The 20450-nt window shown below is 68.5% G+C and carries 13 protein-coding genes and 1 pseudogene; 11 read left to right on the plus strand and 3 right to left on the minus strand.

Annotated elements, in window-relative coordinates:
- Positions 1–208: 208 nt before the first annotated feature.
- On the minus strand, positions 209–565 hold the full coding sequence (locus tag ACFWZH_RS16275) for a hypothetical protein (protein WP_384430454.1): 357 nt from the start codon (positions 563–565) through the stop codon (positions 209–211).
- Positions 566–1519: 954 nt separating this feature from the next.
- Between ACFWZH_RS16275 and ACFWZH_RS16280 the strand changes: the two genes are divergently transcribed.
- On the plus strand, positions 1520–1969 hold the full coding sequence (locus tag ACFWZH_RS16280) for a papain-like cysteine protease family protein (protein ID WP_384430458.1): 450 nt from the start codon (positions 1520–1522) through the stop codon (positions 1967–1969).
- 10 nt (positions 1970–1979) lie between these two features.
- Positions 1980–2858 (plus strand): hypothetical protein, encoded by an 879-nt coding sequence (locus ACFWZH_RS16285; protein ID WP_384430461.1) that lies wholly within the window; start codon positions 1980–1982, stop codon positions 2856–2858.
- 397 nt (positions 2859–3255) lie between these two features.
- On the opposite strand, the pseudogene ACFWZH_RS16290 reads toward ACFWZH_RS16285, so the two are convergent.
- Positions 3256–3573 (minus strand): annotated as a pseudogene (locus ACFWZH_RS16290) (hypothetical protein); the annotation flags it as partial.
- A 906-nt stretch (positions 3574–4479) separates the two neighbouring features.
- Here ACFWZH_RS16290 and ACFWZH_RS16295 point away from each other — a divergent pair.
- The 3 genes from ACFWZH_RS16295 to ACFWZH_RS16305 all read left to right on the plus strand — a co-directional run bounded on the left by ACFWZH_RS16295 (position 4480) and on the right by ACFWZH_RS16305 (position 9181).
- Positions 4480–6540, plus strand: coding sequence for a transglycosylase domain-containing protein (locus tag ACFWZH_RS16295; RefSeq protein ID WP_384430464.1), 2061 nt, complete (start codon positions 4480–4482; stop codon positions 6538–6540).
- A gap of 66 nt (positions 6541–6606) precedes the next feature.
- Positions 6607–7896, plus strand: a complete 1290-nt coding sequence (locus ACFWZH_RS16300) for a hypothetical protein (RefSeq protein ID WP_384430467.1) — start codon at positions 6607–6609, stop codon at positions 7894–7896.
- A gap of 154 nt (positions 7897–8050) precedes the next feature.
- Positions 8051–9181: an amidase domain-containing protein gene (locus ACFWZH_RS16305; RefSeq protein ID WP_384430470.1), complete on the plus strand. Its 1131-nt coding sequence runs from the start codon at positions 8051–8053 to the stop codon at positions 9179–9181.
- Positions 9182–10447: 1266 nt separating this feature from the next.
- Here the strand turns inward: ACFWZH_RS16305 and ACFWZH_RS16310 are convergent.
- Positions 10448–10966: a winged helix-turn-helix transcriptional regulator gene (locus tag ACFWZH_RS16310; protein ID WP_384430473.1), complete on the minus strand. Its 519-nt coding sequence runs from the start codon at positions 10964–10966 to the stop codon at positions 10448–10450.
- A gap of 114 nt (positions 10967–11080) precedes the next feature.
- Here ACFWZH_RS16310 and ACFWZH_RS16315 point away from each other — a divergent pair, with 114 nt between their 5' ends.
- The 6 genes from ACFWZH_RS16315 (at position 11081) to ACFWZH_RS16340 (ending at position 20339) form a co-directional block, all read left to right on the plus strand.
- Complete coding sequence (locus ACFWZH_RS16315) at positions 11081–11875, plus strand: SDR family oxidoreductase (RefSeq protein WP_384430476.1); 795 nt, start codon at positions 11081–11083, stop codon at positions 11873–11875.
- A gap of 23 nt (positions 11876–11898) precedes the next feature.
- Positions 11899–12258, plus strand: a complete 360-nt coding sequence (locus tag ACFWZH_RS16320; protein WP_384430479.1) for a nuclear transport factor 2 family protein — start codon at positions 11899–11901, stop codon at positions 12256–12258.
- 287 nt (positions 12259–12545) lie between these two features.
- Positions 12546–15053 (plus strand): ATP-dependent Clp protease ATP-binding subunit, encoded by a 2508-nt coding sequence (locus ACFWZH_RS16325; protein ID WP_384430483.1) that lies wholly within the window; start codon positions 12546–12548, stop codon positions 15051–15053.
- Positions 15054–15121: 68 nt separating this feature from the next.
- On the plus strand, positions 15122–15658 hold the full coding sequence (locus ACFWZH_RS16330; protein ID WP_384430486.1) for a phosphate-starvation-inducible PsiE family protein: 537 nt from the start codon (positions 15122–15124) through the stop codon (positions 15656–15658).
- A 343-nt stretch (positions 15659–16001) separates the two neighbouring features.
- On the plus strand, positions 16002–18776 hold the full coding sequence (locus tag ACFWZH_RS16335; RefSeq protein ID WP_384430489.1) for a SpoIIE family protein phosphatase: 2775 nt from the start codon (positions 16002–16004) through the stop codon (positions 18774–18776).
- A gap of 420 nt (positions 18777–19196) precedes the next feature.
- Positions 19197–20339 carry an ABC transporter substrate-binding protein gene (locus ACFWZH_RS16340; protein ID WP_384430492.1) on the plus strand — a complete coding sequence of 381 codons (1143 nt, stop codon included), beginning with the start codon at positions 19197–19199 and terminating at the stop codon, positions 20337–20339.
- Positions 20340–20450 lie beyond the last annotated feature (111 nt).

Here is a 20450-nt window from a genome sequence, read left to right on the forward strand (position 1 = left end):
GGCCCAGGATGGAAGCATGAGCGATTACGCGAGGGCCCCGATCGCGGTCTTGGGCGTCCCTCCCGGTTATCCCCCGGGTAGCGGGGGCGGTCCGGGTGCCGCCGGGTGATGGTCTACTCCTGACGGCACCTCGGCCCATGGCTGCGTTACCGGACATTCGCCTTGCTCAGGCTCTGCCCGCGCTGCGGTCCCGGTGGGGCAGACACGGTCAGGCGGTCGGGTCTCCCTGGACGTTGACCTTCGCGCCTCGCCGGAACGGATCCTGGTTCTGGCCGTAGTCCTGATAGATCTTGTAGTGGCTGTTGTCCAGGTGGAAGCCCATGGCGATGACCCCGAGGTAGGTGGTGCCCGGCTGGGTGTCGCTGTCCCAGTAGTGGAAGATCGTCACCCCTTCGCCGCCGGCACCGGCTTTGCCCGCGCTGGAGTGCAGGACCTGGCGGATCTTCCCGTCGATAAAACAGGTGCCGCTGTCCTTGCCCTTGTGGTCATAAGCGGCGTTCACGGCCTGTTTGACGTTTGCCTCGGTGGTCTTGCCCTCCCGCTTGCCGTTCAGTGCCTTCAACATCCTTTCTTGCCCGGCCTTGTCGTTCGTGTGCTTCGCCAAGTGCCGTGCCGTCCTTGATGGCTGCGTGGTGGCAGGCTTGTTTGCCTGTGCGGATGTCACGGAGTCACTCCTTCCGTAGTGGGATGGTTGACGGCAGCCGGTGGCCCCCATCTGAAGGGCGCAGGGAACAGCATGGGGTCAGCCCCGGTAGCACGATCACCTGGCTCGGCGTCTCCTGGCCCTCTCCCTGGAAGGTACGGCTGACGTGCGCCGCTGACGGCTGCCTCTGGGTCGCCGCCCGCGCAGACACCATGTCGGAGAGACAAGCCCGACGCGACAGTGCGAATAGGCCACAGCCCGTAATCGGCCACAGGGGAGGGTGGCGAACGGAACGGCATGAAGTTGCGCGACGCTGCGGAGCGGGGCATCGAGAAGAACGTCCGTCGCGAGTACGAGCGCAACGCACACGGTGTGCCGATCCGCGTCAGTGAAGGCTGAGTCCTGAGTCCTGTCCTTGGCGTTCCCTGGTGCCGGCCTGACAGAGATCACCTCGGCTGCAGGCAGGCGATGCTGGGTTCATCGTTTGCCCAGCGGGAGCCCGCCGCGCCGTCGCACCTCCCTGGGCGCGGCTGTCGAGGCGGGATGTGACGACCTGACCGTCTGTGCCTCCAGTACCTGCTGTCCCATTCCCTTCGCCGACCTCACCGAGGACATATCACCTGAACTTGCGATTATCCGGGAAGTAATCAGTAGGGGTTAAATTCCTCCAAGGCCCCTGTATGTCTTTGACATGGTGCGCTGTCATATCCGTGCCAGATCGCCCCGCTCGTCTCGTCGCACCCATCAGGGGAAGGCAGGAACATGGGCAGATTCAGGTACGGAACCGCGGCGTCGGCCATCGCGCTGGCTGCCTCGGGATTGCTGGTAGCCGCGGGAGGCACGGCTCACGCGGAAGCGGGTCAGGACAACATCGGCATGTACAAGCAGGAGAAGACCCAGTGGTGCTGGGTCGCCTCCGGACTGACCATCGCCAAGTTCCAGGGCTTCGGCTCCACCCAGACGGACTTCTGCAACCGGGCCCAGCCCTACTACGGCTGCAACAACCAGCCCGCCACGCTCGACGACATGGCCAGGGCCTGGGGCAGCCTCGGCATGACCCACCCCGGCTCGGGCTTAAGCAGCGCGGCCACGTTCAACCAGGTGTACACCGAGGTCAAGGCGGCCCGGCCGGTCGCTGTCCGCATCGGGTGGACATCCGGTGGTGGCCACATGAACGTCGTCTACGGCTTCGACACGTCGAACAACACCATCGGTGTGGCCGACCCATGGCCGGACACCGCCACGTACACGTGGTGGAACTACAACGACTACGTGAGCAACAGCTCGTCCAAGTGGACCCACTCCCGCATCGGCATCTCCCGCTAAGGCAGGCGACATGCGCGACACCAGCGGCACCAGAACGTCCAGCAAACGGGCCGGCTCTCGCTTCGCCCGCCTGTCCATCGTCATCGCACTGAGCGCATCCGCACTGCTGTCCGTCGCCGGCCCGGCCCACGCGGCACCGGCCAAGGACCCGCTCCCGGCGGACATTCCCGACTACCAGGCCGCCCTCGACGCGGTGAAGTCCACCGCCGTCCGCAACGCCGTCTGCCGCTTCCTGAGCACTCCGGTGCCCAGCGGCGGCGCCGGCGGACCGGTGCAGACGATCCCCGAAACGGCCGAGCCGTGCCAGGGCCTCCCGGCCTTCACGATCAAGGACCCGGTGGCACTGAACGAGATCACCCCCGGGTTCGTCGCGGGCACCTCCCTGCCACTGCCCACCGAGGCGGTCAAGCTGACGCAGCTGGTCTCCTCGCTGAGCACCACCGTCAACGGCCGCAACGCCACCGTCATGCTCGCCCCCACCCAGGGCGGCGGCTGGCACCTGGCGGCCGTGCGCGACGGCGACAGCGACGTCACATACGCCAGCAAGGCCACCGTGGGCACGCTCGTCTTCACCGAGCCGCAGATCCGCGGCTGGTACCAACTCAAGCTCAACACCGTCGAGCCGCTCAACGACCAGGCCCGGCAGGGACTGGGCGGCCAGGCGTCGATGTCGCTCAGCGACTACCAGAAGCTGGTCAAGGCCCGCTACGCCGACAAGCTGCCCGGCTCGGAGTACGACACCAAGGGCTACTCCAGCGGTTACAGCCCCCAGCACAAGGCGGACGAGCCATCGTCCGCCACCCCGCTGCTCGCCGGGACTGGCGCCGCACTCGCCCTTGCAGGTGGGGCCGTCGCCCTCCGTCTGCGCCGGCGTGCAAGCACCGGCTGAACCCGCCCCCGCTCGCCCCGTCGCCCCGCCCCTGGCAGCCAGCCGGGACGGGGCGAAACCCAGTCCCGGCCGGACCGGCCGCTACAGACCGGCACCGCGACGAGCAGTCGACGGCCGACCGGCCCCGCTCGACGCCCACCGTCCAGCACCGGCCGCACACCGGGCACTGCGCCTCGACAGCAGAAGATTGCCGTCCATGTCCGTCGTATTCGTAGTGGGTGCGGCCGGCGCGGTTGAGGCATGAGCGTCGTAGGCGCGCCGGCCCGTCGTGTCCTGGCCGGGTAGATGGGCGGGTCAGGACGCGGTCAGCTGGTCGCCCGAGGCTCGTGTCGGCGTTGGCCGCTTCGGTCAGCGCTCCGGTGGGTGCGTACGTGAAGGTGGACTGCAGTCCGTCGTCGGTGGTGAGGTGGGTGACGCGACCGAGCGGGTCGCGTGTGGAGGTCAGGCTCTGGCCGGCGCCGTCTGTGCGCGAGGTGAGCCGGCCTGCGGCGTCGCGGGTGCAGGTGAGGGTGCGGCTGTCGAAGTCGGTCTCGGAGGTCGGCCGGCCGGCGGCGTCGTAGCTGTAGTTCCAGTTGCGGCCGTCGGGGGCGGTGACGGCGGTCAGTCGCAGTTCGGCGTCGCGGGTGAAGCCGTAGCGGGCGCCTTCGGGGCGGTCGGCAGCACCTGTCCTGGATCGGGCGAGCGCCTCTGGACGGTCGTTACGACCTATGCCCACACCCTCGGCGGGCCGCTACGCCCCTGGGCTCGTGGACAGGACGACCTCGGAGCGAGGCAGGGATGAGAGTCCACGGCCGCAAAGTGCGATCTGCGCTGGAGTGCCGGATCCGTCGCAGCTCTCATCAACTCCTGGCAAAGCCTGGGGCCCGACGGGCAGATCGGCTGACCGAACCAGGCAGGTCCAGCAGCGGTTCTTCTCCACCTGCGCCCGCCCTCCTCTCATCGCGCTGCCGGAGAACGTCGCCGCCTGCCGCCGAACCATCACCGACCTCCTGGACCGGATCGGCCCCCAGCTCCCACCGGGCTGCCTGCACCGACCACTGGACATTCCCTCCGATCGCCCACCGATTCCACGATTCCGGAGGCTCTGGGCTCCTCTTTCCCTCCGCCAAACGGCTCGGGCCCGGCACACGCGGCCGAACGCTGCGTGGCCGGGACCACCGTCCCCACCACCGGCAACGATGTGAGCGCAGCGGAGGCGGCATCTACCAGCCCACCAACAGCCGATCGTTCCTGGTGCGTAAGCGATACGCGGCGGGGTGGCCAGGCCCCGTCTGCGGTTTCCGTTCGATCCTTGTGTGGAGATTTCGAAAAGATCGCTGATAGGTTTATATATGTGGTGAAGGCCGCGGCGTGGCTTGGGGGTGCGGGATGACAGTTGCGGCTGCGGCGGCTGTGTCACCCCGTGCGAGCCACACGCATAGTGCGGAGGGGACACGGAGTGACTGGGGCTGGGCGGGGGGCGGGTAGTCCTGATGAGACACACGGGCCATCGTGCCGCCGACGGATCACGCCCCGGGAGCCCCTCGCCAGTGAAGAAATCGACGTCCGGGCACCTGCATCCGCAGACCCTGAACGCACGGTACAACTGAGGGTCGAACTGCCCGCACCGACCGGTGAGACCATGCTGACGCAGCGGTCGGAGCGATCCAACGGGCGGGCCGGCCATCGTAGGGCCGCGCAGCCACCATCCCCCCGCATACGCATCGGTGCGCTGCTGGCCTCCCGCTTCGGGCGGCTGGCGCCGTGCGCTCGTCGGCTCAGGCCGCGCTATCCGCGTCCGGGCCACACCGGCTGGCGCCGCTGGATGCCCTCCTGCCGGCAGTGGCTGGGCGTCGTGTCGACGGCCGTCGGCCTGACCGGACTGTTCCTGGCCATCGCCTACGCCGCCACCGACATACCCAAGGACTTGAACGCGTACGCCACCCAGCAGGACAACGTGTACTTCTGGTCCGACGGTACGCCCATGGCTCGCAGCGGCTGGGTACAGCGACAGGCGATGCCGCTGAAAGACATACCCGAGGACGTTCGCTGGGCCGTGCTGGCGGCCGAGAACGAGAGCTTCTACGACGACCCCGGCGTCTCTTTGAAGGGCCTCACCCGCGCCCTGTGGCGCACGGTCGGTCAGGGCGAAACCCAGGGTGGCTCGACCATCACTCAGCAGTACGTCAAGAACGTCTACCTGAACCAGGACCAGTCCGTCAGCCGCAAGTTCACCGAAGCGATGATCGCCCTCAAGCTCGACAACCAGATGAGCAAGGACGAGATCCTGGAGGGATACCTCAACACCAGTTGGTTCGGCCGCGGCACCTACGGCATCCAGCGCGCCGCACAGGCCTACTACGGCAAGGACGTCAGCGAACTCAACGCGAGCCAGGCGGCTTTCCTGGCGTCGCTACTCAAGGGCGCCAGCTTGTACGACCCCACACTGAGTGCGGCCAACCACCAACGGGCAGTGAAGCGCTGGAACTGGACCCTGGACCGGATGGTCAAGATCGGCAGGCTGTCGCCGTCCAAGCGGGCCAGGTATCGGACTTTCCCCGAGCCGGTCAAACAGAACCCGTTGTACGACACCGGTCAGCAGAGTGACTACCTGGTGGAACTCGCCTCCCGATTCGCCCAGAAAGCCGGGCACATCTCGGCCAGGCAGTTCGATCTGGGCGGCTATCAGATCTACACCACCTTCGACCGCAAACGGGAGGCGGCTCTCGACGACGTGGTGGCCAAGGCGCGCAAGAAGGCCCGGCAGGCCCACCCGGACGCGGCAGCCACCGCCCATTACGGCGTCGCGTCGCTGGCCACCGACGGCCGCATCCTCGCCGTCTACGGCGGACCGGACCACCGGAAGCAGGGCTACAACGAGTCCAACGCCGGGACGGTAGCGGCCGGTTCGGCCTTCCTTCCGTTCGTGTACGCGGCCGGTCTCGAACACGGCATCGTCAGGCGGCGGGACGCGCCCCGGGAGAAGGTCACCCCGCACTCCCTCTATGACGGCGACGACGACGTGCCCGTCACAACCCCGGAGGGCCCCTACTGGAACCGCAGCGGCAAGAAGGTCACTGCCCACAACGACGGCCGGAAGTCGTGGGGCCGGTTGACGCTGCGCGAGGCGCTCGCCAAGTCGGTGAACACCCCCTTCATGCAACTGGGCATGGACACGGGCCTGGACAAGGTGAAGGAGACGGCCCAGGCGGCTGGGCTGCTGTCCTCGAGTATGGGGCCGCAGGTACCCGCTCTGTCCCTGGGCAGTTCCACGCCGAGCGCGATCCGCATGGCAAGTGGCTACGCCACCTTCGCCGCGGCGGGCCAGCACATCGAGCCGTACTCCGTGCACCGCATCACCCGGAACGGCTCGGCCGTGCGGCTGGACCCCCCGGACGCGCGCCGCGCGGTCACCGCCCAGGTGGCCGGGGAGGTGACACAGGCGCTTGCAGACTCCTTCCGCTCCGCCCACCCTGACGCCGCTCCCGCCGCGGCGGCGGTGTCCGGCAAGGCCGGCACCACCGCCGACGACACGGCCGCCTGGTACGTCGGCACGGCCCGCGCCGTGTCCACGGCCGTGGTCGTCTACCGCATGGATCTGACCAAGAGCCTCGACCCGCTGCCGCTCAAGGGGCTGGCGGGAACCACGGCCGACAGCGTCGCGTACGACATCTGGTCGGATGCCGTGGGCCCACTGCGCTGACCGGCCGGCCGGCCACATCCGCATCCGCATCCGCATTGGAACCTCCCTCGCAGATTTGAGTCCTGTATGAAGTCGACTCCAGGTCGCCGTCGTAAGGGGCGCGCGCCCCGCCGCACCATCCGTACCCGGTTCGTAGCCCTTGCGTCAGCCGCCCTCGTCGTTTGCGCGGCCGCCGCGGGCTACCTGGTGTTGAGCCAGACCGACGGCCAAGCTTCGGCTCCCTCCGGCGGCGAGGCGGGATCGGTTGCGCAAGGCTCGACGGAGCCTCGCAAGGAGCCGGAGTGGGACGGCACAACCAAGGTCCTCGGGGACGGATCGACCTCCTACACCGGCCCACAGAAGGGGCAGTTGAAGGCGGCGCCGCTCAAGGCAGCGGAGAGGCCACCACAGTTCGTCGTCTTCTCCTGGGACGGCGCGCTGGAGGGCGACGACCGGCTCTTCTCCCACTACCGCGAGATGGCCAAGGACTACGACGCTCATATGACCTTCTTCCTCACAGGCATCTACCTGTTGCCCAAAAGCAAGAAGGACCTCTACCACCCGCCCCAGCACCCGGTGGGCTCCGCCGCGATCAGCTACCCCACCGACGAGCACATCCGCACCACCCTGACGCAGCTCGCCGCGGCCTACAAGGACGGCAACGAGATCGGCACCCACTTCAACGGCCACTTCTGCGGAGCCAAGGGAGGCGCCGACTGGAGCGTGGAGGAGTGGAAGAGCGAGATCGACCAGTTCTACGACTTCGTCGAGAAGTGGCGGACCAACACCGGCTTCAAGGACAGTCCCGCGCTGCCTTTCGACTTCCGCAAGGAGGTGACCGGCGGTCGCGCCCCCTGCCTGGAGGGCCAGCCGAACCTGCTCAAAGCCATGAAGAGCTACGGATGGCGCTACGACGCAAGCTCCCCGGGCGACTTCCAGATATGGCCGAGCAAGAAGAACGGCATCTGGGACTTTCCGCTGCAGATGCTTCCGTACCCCGGTGGCAACTACCAAGGCCTGTCGATGGACTTCAACTTCCTCTACAACCAGTCCCATGGTGAGACCGAGGGCGATCCGGCCAAGTACGCCGACTGGGAGCAGCAGACCGTCGCCTCTTACATGGCCGGCTTCAATCGCGTCTACTACGGCAGCCGAGCACCACTGTTCATCGGCAACCATTTCGAGGACTGGAACGGCGGCATCTACATGAAGGCCGTTGACCAGATAGTCAAGAACATCTGCACCAAGAGGGGCGTCAAATGCGTGTCCTTCAAGGAACTCGTGGACTGGCTCGACGTGCAGAAGCCCGAAACGCTGCAGCGCCTGCGCGGTCTGGATCCGGCCCAGTCGCCGGACTGGTCCACGGTCGTCAAATGACCCGGAAACCCATCTGACCTCACGCACACCCCTTCGCATACTTCACACATCTCGCGCAAAATTCGATCGCCCGGTCTGTGTACCGGCGCAGAGGGGAACATCGTTGAAATCCAGAAGAACAGGCCGCAAGCGGAGCCGCGCCACCATAGTCACGGTGGCGGCAGCCTCGGTGACCGCCGGAGTCCTGCTACCCGGCTGGAGCGCGAGCGCGAAAGCCACCGACGCCCCGACCGTGGACTCGGCAACCAAGGCCGCATTTCAGCGGCTGGCCGACGCGGTCTTCACCGATCGCACGCAGTCCCTGGTGGGCGACGCCCGGAGCGGACGTCAGAAATCGCACCCGCAGCGGACGTCCGGCTTCACCGGAAGGGTGCGGCTGTCCGAGACGCAGTCGCGCGAGGAGGGATCGACGCTCGACGAACTGCGCGCCCGCAAGTCCAGCCTGGCCCGACTCGGCGAGAGGTACAGCGGAGCCCGCACCAGTGTCACGCTGGACGCCATCCGGGTGAAGGGCCGGCACGCCACGGCCGACGCCACCGAGACCACGACCCTGGCGTACGAGAAGGCCCGGGGCGCCGAGCCCAAGACCACCGGATTCCGGGCCCACCACGTACTGACCTTCCAGGCCGACCACAAGGGTGGCTGGCAGCTGACCGATGTCGGCGATATCGACGACGGCTACCTCGCGGTGAACCAGGTCGCCAAGCCGTCCGTCGCCGCGCCGGCCACCGCCGCCGCCCCGCCCTCGGCGACCCGCTCGGCCACGACGTGGCCCGCGCCGGCCAACCCGAAGAATTTCTCGGCCACCGGGTACCGCTACAACGCCATGGCGGCCTACGCGACGAAGTACTGGAACAGCTACAACCCGGACTACCCCGACTTCAGCGGCGCCGGCTCCGGCGGGGACTGCACCAACTTCGTCAGCCAGTCCCTGAAGGCGGGCGGCTGGCAGCACGTCCCCGGCTACACGACGGACTTCCACAAGTGGTTCGGCAACTCCGACATCCAGTCGGACTCCTTCGTCGGCGTCAACGAGTTCTCCTGGTTCGCCCTGTCTTCCAAGCGCGTCACCAGCCTCGCGAACGTCTACCAGATGGACGTCGGTGACGTGCTGCAGCTGGACTTCGACAGGGACGGGTCCAAGGACCATTCCATGATCGTCACCAAACGCAGCCGGCTGGGCATGCCGTACGTCACGTATCACTCCACCGACACCTACAACAGGTCGGTGGCCAGCATCGTTGCGTCGTACCCGAGCGCCGCGTACTACGCCTACCGCACCTGAGCGGTACCGCACCAGCGGCCTGCGCTGCGGCCCGTGGCCACCGCACTTCAGAGTCCACACAGTCGGACGATCCGCGGTGGCCGTACGCGGTGGCCCAGCCGGGGCCACCGCAAGACCGCGAACCCACACGGCAGCCCACACCGCTGCCGTGGCCCTCATTCTGCGGGCGCTCCATAGAGAGCCTGACGGCAGAGCGGGCTCGCCACGCTGCCTTGCGGCAGACGTTGATCGCCACTCCCCGCAAGGAGCCGCACAATGCACCACAGCTCCCGCCCCGCCGCACTGCCTGTTCGCGTCCGGTTGGCCACTCACTCGGAGCGCAGCGCTGATCGGCAGACGGCGGACGGCGGACGGCGGACGGCGGACGGCGGACGGCGGAATCGTGCTCGTCGCGGACGTCTCGCCGTAGCTGCGGCCCGACGCCAACATCTGCCCTGACCGCGCCTTCTGCCACACGTTCCGCGGCGGCGAGGGCAAGTACCAGATGGTGCCCGGCTGGCCGTACTCGATCATGGTGGCGCACTTGAGTGCCCCGCGCTCGCCATCATGCGCTTCTCGGATTCCCCAGGGCACGTTCCCATGGATGGTCAAACCGCCTCGATCGTCCTCGATCCCAACCACCGCCACCGGAACCGAAACCCACTCCTCGTCGACCGGCAGCTTGTCGACTGGCGCGGCCTGTCGGCGCCGGTTCGATTCCGGCCGGGACCGCTTGCACTCATCCGTCGTGGGTCTCCACACGGACGCCTAGGTTCACCAGGGACGTCCAGATGAACCGAGCTGTCTCGGAGCTACGAGTGAGGCATCCCCAGTTCACGATGCGTACTGTGTCGTTGCGTTGGACCCTGTCCACCAGCTCTAACCATCCAGGGCCTGGCGGATCTGTGGAGATACGAAAGTCAGAGAAGACGTGGGTGCAACCTGATGCGATCAGCTCGGCAGCCTGGTCGTCACTCTCGATGGAGTCAGCCTGCGCGTATCCGTAGACGGTCATATGCCCAGCGTAATTGCGGCCGTGATCGATCCCAGGAGATTGCGCGGTCCGGCATGACCCGGCAACGACGAGACCACCGACCGGCCGTTGCGGCAGTACCCCCTCCAAGGCGGCGGACCCCCGCACGTTCAGCCAGGCTGACTTGGACGCCATCGCCCACGAACGCAACCACCATCCGCGCAGGATTCATGACTACCGCACTCCGACCGAGGTCTACGCTGACCTTCTGAACAGCGGTGATGCGCCGACTACTTGAGCCCACCAGACGGACATCAGGCGGTGATTGCACCATCGGGTGGGGTTGCCGTGGTTGGGGTGTAGCGGGCGCGCATGGCGTGGCTGGCGGCGGGGCCGGCGGTGAACACGTAGGTGTGGCTGTCGTCGAGGCGGCGGCCGGTCTTGGCGTCGACGACCACGGGTTCGACTTCGTCGCCGCTGCCGGCATCGACCAGGATCATGCTGCGCTGCTCGGGGGCGAGGCGGGAGTTGCCCCATGCGGCGAGCGTGATGATCACCGGGCGCAGGGAGCGGCCCAGGTCGGTTAGGACGTACTCGTGGCGGACCGGGTTGGTCTGGTAGGGGCGGCGTTCGAGCAGGCCGTCGGCGATGAGCGTCTTCAGACGTGCGGTGAGCATGCTGGTGGAGATGCCGAGGTTCTCCTGGAACTGGTCGAAGCGGGTGTAGCCGTCGAAGGCGTCGTGGAGAAGCAGTAGCGTCCACCATTCGCCGACGTGCTGCACGGTCGTGGACAGCGGGCATTCGAGGTCTTCTGCCCTGATGCGGCTTGCCAAGGTCGACCCACCCCCGGAGAGTTACTACTAAAATCGAAGTTAGTTACTTCTATTTTAGCAGTAACGGCGAGGTGCGGTGCCCCCACCTGCCCACACCCGGGAACGGAGATCGCCATGACCACCCTTGCCACAGCGATCAGCGAATCCCTGAAGGGCCGACGCGCCCTGGTCACCGGCGGCACGAAAGGCGTCGGCGCGGCCGTCGCCCGACGCCTGGCCCAGGCCGGCGCCACCGTGCTGGTGACCGCGCGCAACCGGCCGGACGACACCGCGGCCCCGGACATGATCACCGCGGACCTGGCCACCCCCGAGGGGGCCGCCACCGTGGTCGAGGAAGCCCTCCGCCGCCTCGGCGGCGTCGACATCCTGATCAACAACCTGGGCGGCTCGGATGCCCCCTCGGGCGGATACGCGGTCCTCGACGAGGACGACTGGGCCAGGGAGCTGAACGTCAACCTCCTCGCCGCCGTCCGCCTGGACCGCGGCCTGCTCCCAGCCATGATCGAAGCCGGACGTGGCGTCGTCATCCACGTCTCCTCGATCCAGCGCCGCATGCCGCTGTGGAACGGCACCCTTGCCTACGCAGCCGCCAAGGCCGCCCTGACCACCTACAGCAAGGGCCTGGCCAACGAGGTCGCCCCGCACGGCATCCGCGTCAACACCGTTGCCCCCGGCTTCGTGCAGACCACCGCCGCTGACCACCTCGTCGCCCGCATCGCCAAGAACTCCGGCACCACCCATGAAGCGGCGCTGAGACAGCTCATGGACTCCCTCGGCGGCATCCCACTGGGCCGCCCCAACCGCCCCGACGAAGTCGCCGAACTCGTCGCCTTCCTCGCCTCCGACCGTGCCAGTGCCATCGTCGGCGCCGAGCACGTCATCGACGGCGGCACCATCCCCACCGTGTGAACCCTCCACCCCAGGAAGCCACCATGCACACCGACCAGCCTCAGGACATCGCCCCCGACGCACTGCCCGAGGTGATCACCCGCTATCTGGACGCCCATCGCGCTCATGACACCGCCGGCGCACTCAGCGCCTTCCATCCGCACGCCAACGTGACCGACGAGGGCAAGACCCACCGGGGAGCCTCGGCGATCGAGACCTGGCTGTCCCGTTCCGCCGGCGAGTACACGTACACGATCGAACTCACCGGCGCACAGAAGGTCGACACGGACCACTACATCGCCACACACCACCTCGAGGGCAACTTCCCGGGCGGGGTAGTGGACCTGCACTACCGCTTTGCCCTCAGCAACGGCCTCATCAAGGACCTCGTCATCGAGCCCTGACCGGCACCCGCACATGCCCACGCCTGCGGTCTCACGGCCTCTTACCCCCTCGGGGCACCGCGACCGCACGAGGAGTTGGGGTCCAAGAATGCATACCGGCTTCGGCTTGTCCTGCGGCGCGCGGACTCCTCGTGCCCGATCGCCTGTGGCATCTGCGGCTCTGCCCAGGACGCCCGTCACTCACCCGCTGCGTTCGCACGTCGGGACGACCCGGCGAAGAATGGCCGTGTACGGGCAATTCGACTACGGCAGGCTGCGCACAGCCGCTGTGCCGCCCGCCGGACGGGATGATCCTTGTGACGACTTCGCCCTTCGGGTCCGGCGACCCGTTCTCCGATCTCTTCAACCGCTTCTTCGGCATGAGTCCGGCAGCCTCGCCGCCGGCCGTGCAGCGCGTGCCCATCGGACGACTGCTCAGTGATTCCTCGCACGAGCTGCTCGCGGCGGCCGGCGGCCGGGCGGCCGAGGACGGGTCCGATCTCGACACCGTGCACCTGCTGTGGGCCGCCACGCAGGTGCCGGCCTCCCGGCAGCTGCTGGAGCAGGCAGGCGCGGATCCGGACCAGCTGGCTGCGGACCTGCAGGAGAACCTTCCCACCGGCACCAAAACCGGCGACCCCGGGCTCACGCCGGCGGTGAAGCGCGCTCTGCTTGCCGCCCACGCCCACTCCCAGGCGACCGGTGCCTCGTACATCGGTCCGGAGCACATCCTCGCCGTATTGCTGGACGATTCCAGCCTCGCACGCACGCTGGGACCCGAGGGAGTCTCCTCCGGTCTGCTGAGCGGCGGCGAAGCCGGCCGGAAGGCGGCGTCGGGCGAGCACAGCGACACCCCGACCTTGGACGAGTACGGCCGGGACCTCACCGAGGAGGCCCGCAGCGGGCGTCTCGACCCGGTGGTCGGCCGGGCGGAGGAGATCGAGCAGACCGTGGAGGTCCTTTCCCGGCGCACCAAGAACAACCCCGTGCTCATCGGTGATCCCGGCGTCGGCAAGACCGCCATCGTCGAAGGACTGGCGCAGCGGATCGTCGCCGAAGAGGTCCCGAAGGCCCTGCGCAACCGCCGCGTCGTGAGCCTCGACATGGCCGGTCTGGTGGCAGGGTCCAAGTACCGGGGAGAGTTCGAGGAGCGGCTGAAGAAGGTGATCGACGAGGTCACGCAGGCCGAGAGCGGCATCATCGTGTTCATCGACGAACTGCACACGGTCGTCGGCGCGGGCGGAGGCGGCGAGGGTGCCATGGACGCCGGCAACATTCTCAAGCCCGCGCTCGCCCGGGGCGACCTCAGCGTGGTCGGCGCCACCACCATCGACGAGTACCGCCGGTACATCGAGAAGGACGCCGCGCTCGAACGTCGCTTCCAGCCGGTCATGGTGCGCGAACCCACCGTCGAGGAGACGGTCGAGATCCTGAGCGGGCTTCGCGACTCCTACGAGGCCCACCACCAGGTCCGTTACACGGACGAGGCCCTGGACGCCGCGGCCGCCCTGTCCGACCGCTACCTCACCGACCGGTTCCTGCCCGACAAGGCGATCGACCTCATGGACCAGGCAGGAGCACGCGTGGGACTGCGCGGCCTCGGTGCCCCGACCGGGACCGCGAGCCTTGAAGACCGCCTCACCAAGCTGCGCAGGGAGAAGGACGAGGCCGTCAGCACCGAGGACTACGAACGCGCCGCACAGCTCAAGGAGCAGATCCGGCAGGTGGAGCAGGAGCTCGCCGACGTCGGCGGAGAGCGGGAAGAGGCCGGCAGTGTGACTGCCGAGGACATCGCCGACGTGCTCTCCGCACGCACCGGCATCCCGGTCTCCCAGCTCACCGAGACCGAGCGCGAGCGGCTCACGAAACTCGAAGAGGCCCTGCACGAGCGGGTGGTCGGCCAGGACGAGGCAGTCACCGCCGTGTCCCAGGCCGTGCGCCGGGGCCGGGCCGGCATGGGAGACCCCGAGCGGCCCACCGGCAGCTTCCTCTTCCTCGGACCCACGGGAGTCGGCAAAACGGAACTGGCCAAGGCACTTGCGGAACTGCTCTTCGGAGACGCCGACCGGATGGTCCGCTTCGACATGAGCGAGTTCCAGGAGAAGCACACCGTCTCCCGGCTCGTCGGCTCCCCGCCCGGATACGTCGGCTACGAGGAGGCCGGGCAACTCACCGAGGCGGTGCGCCGAAAGCCGTACAGCGTCGTGCTGTTCGACGAGGTCGAAAAAGCCCACCCGGACGTCTTCAACCTGCTGCTGCAGGTCCTGGACGACGGACGGCTCACCGACGCCCAGGGACGCACGATCGACTTCCGGCACACCGTGGTCATCATGACCAGCAACATCGCCTCCAAGCGCATCCTGGACCACCAGGGGGCGGTCGAGGACATCAGGGACGACCTGATGGCCGAACTGCAGGCGCACTTCCGGCCCGAGTTCCTCAACCGCATCGACGAGATCATCGTCTTCCACGCCCTGACCCGGGCGGACCTGGTGCGCATCGTCGACCTGTTGCTGGAACGCAGTCGGCGCAGGCTCCACGCCCAGCAGATCAACCTCGAGGTCACCGAGTCCGCCAAGGAGTGGCTGGCCAACCGTGGCTACCAGCCCGAGTTCGGAGCCCGGCCGCTGCGCCGCACCATCCAGACGGAGCTCGACAACCGCCTTTCGAACATGCTGCTCAGCGGCTCGGTCAATCCGGACGACACCGTCATCGCCGACGTCAAGGACGGCGAGCTGGCACTGACCCTCGGTCCGGCGGCCGCCTCGGGCGGCGCGGACCAGCCGGAGCCGGACACCGCAAGTTCGGCGGAGTAGCCCATCTGAACTGGGATTTCTTTCATTTCGCCCAGCACGCCGCGCCTGCAGGCCGGGGCACCCCTAGCATGCTGACTGTGCGACCCAATACCCCGAAGGTCGAGGGCGGCCGGTTACAGGGCCTCCTGCAGCTCATCGAGGACGGCATCCACCTGGTCGTCGCGGCGCTCCTCGTACTGCTCGCGGGGCTGCTGACCGTCGGGGTCATCCACGACGTCATCAGGTCGATCCAGGGGCCGTATCACGAGGAGACGGTCGTTCTCTCCGCCCTGGACAACGGCCTTGTGCTGTTCATCGTGGCCGAGCTGCTCCACACCGTCCGCCTCACCATCAGGAACCAGACCCTCGACGCGGAGCCGTTCCTCGTCGTCGGCCTGATTGCCGGCATCCGCAAGGTGCTCATCGTGACGGCCGAGGCAGAGAAATCCTTCCGGTGGAACGTCGAGGGGATCGAACTGCTGATCCTGGCGGGGCTGATCCTCGTGATGGCGACAGCGGTGTACGTGTGGCGGCGCTCCACGCGGCCGGGAGACTACTTCCCGCTCCAGGAGCCGCAGCGCTCCCCGCCGCCGGAGCCCTCACCCACCCCGGTGCGCGCGTCCTGATCCTTCACCGTCCGCAGCCACGGCCGCCCGCACCCGCTGCTCCTCGCGACGCGTTTCGGGAGCGTGTCGGAGTCCGGCAACACCGACGGGGTGGCCGGTGGCGCGGCCGTGCGGTGCGGGCCGGGGCGGCGCCGGAGCGGGTGTTCGCGGTGGTGCACGCGATCGTAGCGGCGCGGCGTCAGTCTCCGGTGGGTGGGCCGCGGGAGGCCATCGCGTGGGCAGCTGCCGTAGCACGCCTTGCCAGCCCCTGGGCAAAGCAGAATAAATAGGAACCATGAGCGGAAATTCGCGCCGTTTCCGGCGTTGGCTGGGCCGCGCGGCCGGCCGGTCCGCTTTTCCAGGCGTGCCTCCTGCCGGGAGCGGCAGCGACGACCGGCAGGACGAACGCTCTGCGGTGGCCGGTGGGCCGCGGCACATACCGCCCTGGTTGGCCAGGCGCAGCGTCGCCCGGGAAGTCTTCCTCCTCCAGCTGGTGCTCGTGGTGCTGCTCGTCGCGGCGGCAGTGGTGGCCATCGTCGTCCAGGCCAAGCGGGACACCATGACCGACGCGCGGCACCGGACGCTCGCCGCCGCCGAGTCCTTCGCGCACTCCTGGGGGCTCCAGGAGGCGCTGAACAGCGACAATCCGACCGCGAAGCTCCAGCCGCTCGCCGAGGAAGCCCGCAAGGCCTCCGGCGTCGACGCCCTCATCGTGTACAAGCTCGACGGGATCACCCTCACCCACAGCGACCCGCGGCAGATCGGCAAGCACGTCATCGGCCCGTATGCCGACGCCGCCCGGGGCAAGCCCTTCACCAGGACCTTCGAGGGCGCCCTGGGCCTCTCCGTGATCTCTGCAGTCCCCGTCAAGGACTCCTCGGGCAAGGTCGTCGCCATCGTCGCCGCACCGGTCAGGGTGGAGGAGGTGCAGAAATCGGTCGATCAGCAGCTGCCCCTCTTCCTGGGCACCGCAGTCGCGGCGCTGGCACTCGCCGGAGGCGGCGCGTGGCTGGTGAGCCGTCGGCTGCGCCGGCAGACCCACGGCCTGGGACCGGCCGAGATGACCCGGATGTACGAGCATCACGATGCGGTCCTGCACGCGGTGCGGGAGGGCGTACTCATCGTCGACCGCGACGGGCGGTTGTTGCTGGCCAACGACGAGGCACGGCGGCTCCTGGACCTGCCCGCGGACGCGGAGGGACGCCACGTCGGCGACCTGGGGCTGGACGACCGAACCGCCGAGCTCCTGTCGTCCGACCGCATCGCCACCGACGAGGTGCACCTGGCCCAGGACCGGCTGCTGGCCCTCAACAAGCGGTCCACTGCCCCCCACGGAGCCCACCAGGGAAGCGTGGTGACCCTCCGCGACACCACCGAACTCAGGTGGCTGTCAGGTCGCGCCGAGGTGGCGCGGGAGCGGTTGCGGCTCCTCTACGACGCCGGGGTACGGATCGCCTCCACGCTGAATGTCGAGCGCACCGCCGAGGAGCTGGCGCAGGTGGCTGTCCCCCGGTTCGCCGACATCGTCACCGTCGAGCTGCTGGACCCGGTCGTGAAAGGCGAGGAACCGACCGGGGCGGGTACCGAGCTGCGCCGGACGGCCATCGCCGGCCTGGCGCCGCACCATCCGCTCTACCCCGTCGGCGAGCTGATGGGGTTCGTCGCGGGCACCGTGGTAGCGGCGAGTGTGGGCGAAGGCCGCTCCGTGGTGGAGCCGGACCTGGCCGGCTCCACCGGCTGGCGGTCCCAGGACCCGGAACGCGCCCGGCGCATCCTGGACCACGGGGTGCATTCCCTGGCGGTCGTACCGCTACGCGCCCGGGGAGCGGTACTGGGGCGGGTGGACTTCTGGCGGTCGGGGAGCTCACCTCCGTTCGACGACGAGGACCTGTCCTTCGCCGAGGAACTGGCGGGGCGGGCCGCAGTGGGGATCGACAACGCCCGGCGATATACCCGCGAACGCACGATGGCGATGACGCTGCAGCGCAGCCTGATGCCCCGCGGCCTGCCCGACCAGGACGCTCTGGAGGTGGCACACCGCTATCTCCCTGCCCAGGCGGGAGTGGGCGGGGACTGGTTCGACGTCATCCCGCTGCCCGGCGGCCGGGTGGCGCTGGTCATCGGCGACGTGGTCGGACACGGCCTGCATGCGGCGGCCACCATGGGCCGGCTGCGCATCGCCGTGCACAACTTCTCGGCCCTGGACCTCTCCCCCGGTGAGCTGCTGAGCCACCTGGATGAACTGGTGACCCACCTCGACGTCCAGGACGAGGACACCGAGGACGGACCGGCGATCACCGGCGCCACCTGTCTGTACGTCGTCTACGACTCCGTCTCCGGACGGGCCACCGCGGCGACGGCCGGCCATCTGCCGCCCGCCGTGGCCCACCCCGACGGCAGGGTGGAGTTCCTGCACTCACCGGTCTCCCCACCGCTGGGACTGGGCACCGGCCTGCCCTTCGAAACCGCCGAGCTGTCGCTGCCGGAGGGCTCCCGGCTGGTGCTCTACACCGACGGGCTGGTCGAGAGCCGCAGCCGCGACCTGGAAACGGGGCTGGAAGCACTGTGTGCGGCCCTCGCCGGGCCGGACCGTACGCCGGAGGACACCTGCGCCACCGTCATGCGGTCGCTGCTGCCCGCCGGGTCCACCGACGACGTCGCGCTGCTGGTGGCCCGGACCCGGCGGCTGGACCCGGCACACGTCGCCGAGTGGGACGTGCCCCGCGATCCGGCGGCGGTGGGCCCGGTCCGCAACGGCTGCGTCCGGCAGTTGGCGGACTGGGGTCTGCAGCACATCGCTTTCGGCACCGAGCTCATCCTCAGCGAACTGGTCACCAACGCCATTCGCTACGGCGCCGACCCCATTCACGTGCGACTCCTGTACACCACCCGAACCGTGACCTGTGAGGTCTCCGACGGCAGCAGCACCTCCCCGCACATCCGCCAGGCGAAGGACACCGACGAAGACGGCCGCGGCCTCTTCCTCGTCGCGCAGTTCGCCGAACACTGGGGCACCCGCTACTCCCCCAGGGGCAAGACGATCTGGGCCGCTCAGGCGGTCTCCCCCGACGCCCTGCCCTCCGAAGAGGAGCCGCGGGAGGACCTCCTCAGCCATTGGGAGGACCGCGGGGAGTGGTGAGGCCGTGGGTGACGCGCTCGCGCCCGGGGACGAACGTGGCGCCCCCTCCGCGCGTGGCGCCTACTCGCCGCTGTGACCTGGCCCGATCACCGTCCTGGCAGTGGCCCGCAAGGGGGCGGAGTACGCTGGTTTGGACCATTGCTGGAGAGAGAAGCGTCGGGCAGTGACACGTCGCGGCGAGATGACTCAAGGACCGCCCGCGCGCCAAGCCGTCGGCGGCTCTGTGGGAGTGCCGAGACCACCCACTCAGCGAGCCTGCGAGGCCCCGTCGGCGTTCCGCCCCACCTCCGGGCGTGCACCGTCCTTGGGGGTCGGGCCGCTGTGCGGGCCGTACGACCGCCCGGTGTCATGGCTCGCCCTGGTCCGCGTCCGCCACCCGCTCGGCGGACCGCTCCCCCACCTGGCCCTGCTGGAGGCGTCGTGGCTACACATCACCGGGTCCGCGCAGGCGCTCTCCTCTGTTGTCTCGGCCTTGCGGCGCTCGGTCTCGGCGCCTGCCAGGAAGAGAGCACCACCCGGCCGGTCGAGCCCTCCCGGGCCGAATCCGCCGCGGAGGTCGGCGGGACGACGGCACTGATCAAGGCGGCGAAGAAGGAAGGCAGGCTCAACACGATCGCGCTGCCGCGCCAGTGGGCCAACTACGGCGCGCTGATCGACGGCTTCGAGAAGAAGTACCGCATCAAGGTCGTCGTCGACAATCCGTCCGGTCACAGCCAGCAGGAGATCGATGCCGTGAAGAGCCACCGCGGCCAGGAGCGCGCTCCCGACGTGCTCGACCTCGGGGACTCCTTCGCCCAGTCGGCGGCGCGGCAGAACCTGCTGGCCCCCTACCGGGTCGCACAGTTCGACAAGATCCCACCGGAACAAAAGGACGCCGAGGCCCACTGGTACAACAACTACGGCGGTTACGTCTCCATCGGCTGCGACGCCGCCCGCGTCCGGACCTGCCCCGCGTCCTTCGCGGACCTGCTCCGTCCGGAGTACAAGGGCCTGGTCTCGATGCACGGCGAACCCACGATCGCGGGATCGGCCTTCGCCTCCGTGTACGCGGCGGCACTCGCCAGCGGTGGGTCGTTCGACGACATCCAGCCGGGCATCGACTTCTTCGCCCGGCTCGACAAGGTCGGCAACTACAACCGGGCCGACCCCGACCCGGCCGCGATCGCCAAGGGCAAGACACCGATCAGCATCGAGTGGGACTACCTCAACCTGCAGCACATCGACCAGCTCCGCGGAACGGGCGTGGACTGGAAGGTCTCCATTCCCTTCGACGGCAGCTTCTCGCAGTACTACGCACAGGCGATCAACAAAGACGCTCCCCACCCGGCCGCGGCGCGACTGTGGGAGGAGTACCTCTTCAGTCCGGAAGGCCAGAACCTCCGTCTCGTGGACTACGCCCGCCCGGTGCTGATGTCCGACATGGCGAAGAACGGCACCCTCAACAAGGCCCTGGCCGCCCGGCTGCCGACGGTCGAGGGCGCACCCCAGTTCCCGACCGAGGCCCAGCTGAACAAGGCGCTGCACACCGTCCGTGAGAACTGGGCCAAGGCCGTCGGCGGCTGATCCGTCCTCGCCGGCCCGACGAGGACACCTTGTGTTCCTACCCGGGGAATTCCAGCCCGCCGGTGACACCTTTGAGGAACGGAACCGTCCGCGGAGCGGATGTGATCGAGG

This window comes from Streptomyces sp. NPDC059008 (assembly GCF_042749045.1).
Classification (GTDB): Bacteria; Actinomycetota; Actinomycetes; order Streptomycetales; family Streptomycetaceae; genus Streptomyces.

Coding starts and splice junctions, on each gene's coding strand:
- ACFWZH_RS16315 (WP_384430476.1), top strand. CDS start 11,081: ATGACCACCCTTGCCACAGCGATCAGCGAATCCCTGAAGGGCCGACGC.
- ACFWZH_RS16295 (WP_384430464.1), top strand. CDS start 4,480: ATGCTGACGCAGCGGTCGGAGCGATCCAACGGGCGGGCCGGCCATCGT.
- ACFWZH_RS16330 (WP_384430486.1), top strand. CDS start 15,122: ATGCTGACTGTGCGACCCAATACCCCGAAGGTCGAGGGCGGCCGGTTA.
- ACFWZH_RS16285 (WP_384430461.1), top strand. CDS start 1,980: ATGCGCGACACCAGCGGCACCAGAACGTCCAGCAAACGGGCCGGCTCT.
- ACFWZH_RS16325 (WP_384430483.1), top strand. CDS start 12,546: ATGATCCTTGTGACGACTTCGCCCTTCGGGTCCGGCGACCCGTTCTCC.
- ACFWZH_RS16300 (WP_384430467.1), top strand. CDS start 6,607: ATGAAGTCGACTCCAGGTCGCCGTCGTAAGGGGCGCGCGCCCCGCCGC.
- ACFWZH_RS16280 (WP_384430458.1), top strand. CDS start 1,520: ATGTACAAGCAGGAGAAGACCCAGTGGTGCTGGGTCGCCTCCGGACTG.
- ACFWZH_RS16275 (WP_384430454.1), bottom strand. CDS start 565: ATGTTGAAGGCACTGAACGGCAAGCGGGAGGGCAAGACCACCGAGGCA.
- ACFWZH_RS16320 (WP_384430479.1), top strand. CDS start 11,899: ATGCACACCGACCAGCCTCAGGACATCGCCCCCGACGCACTGCCCGAG.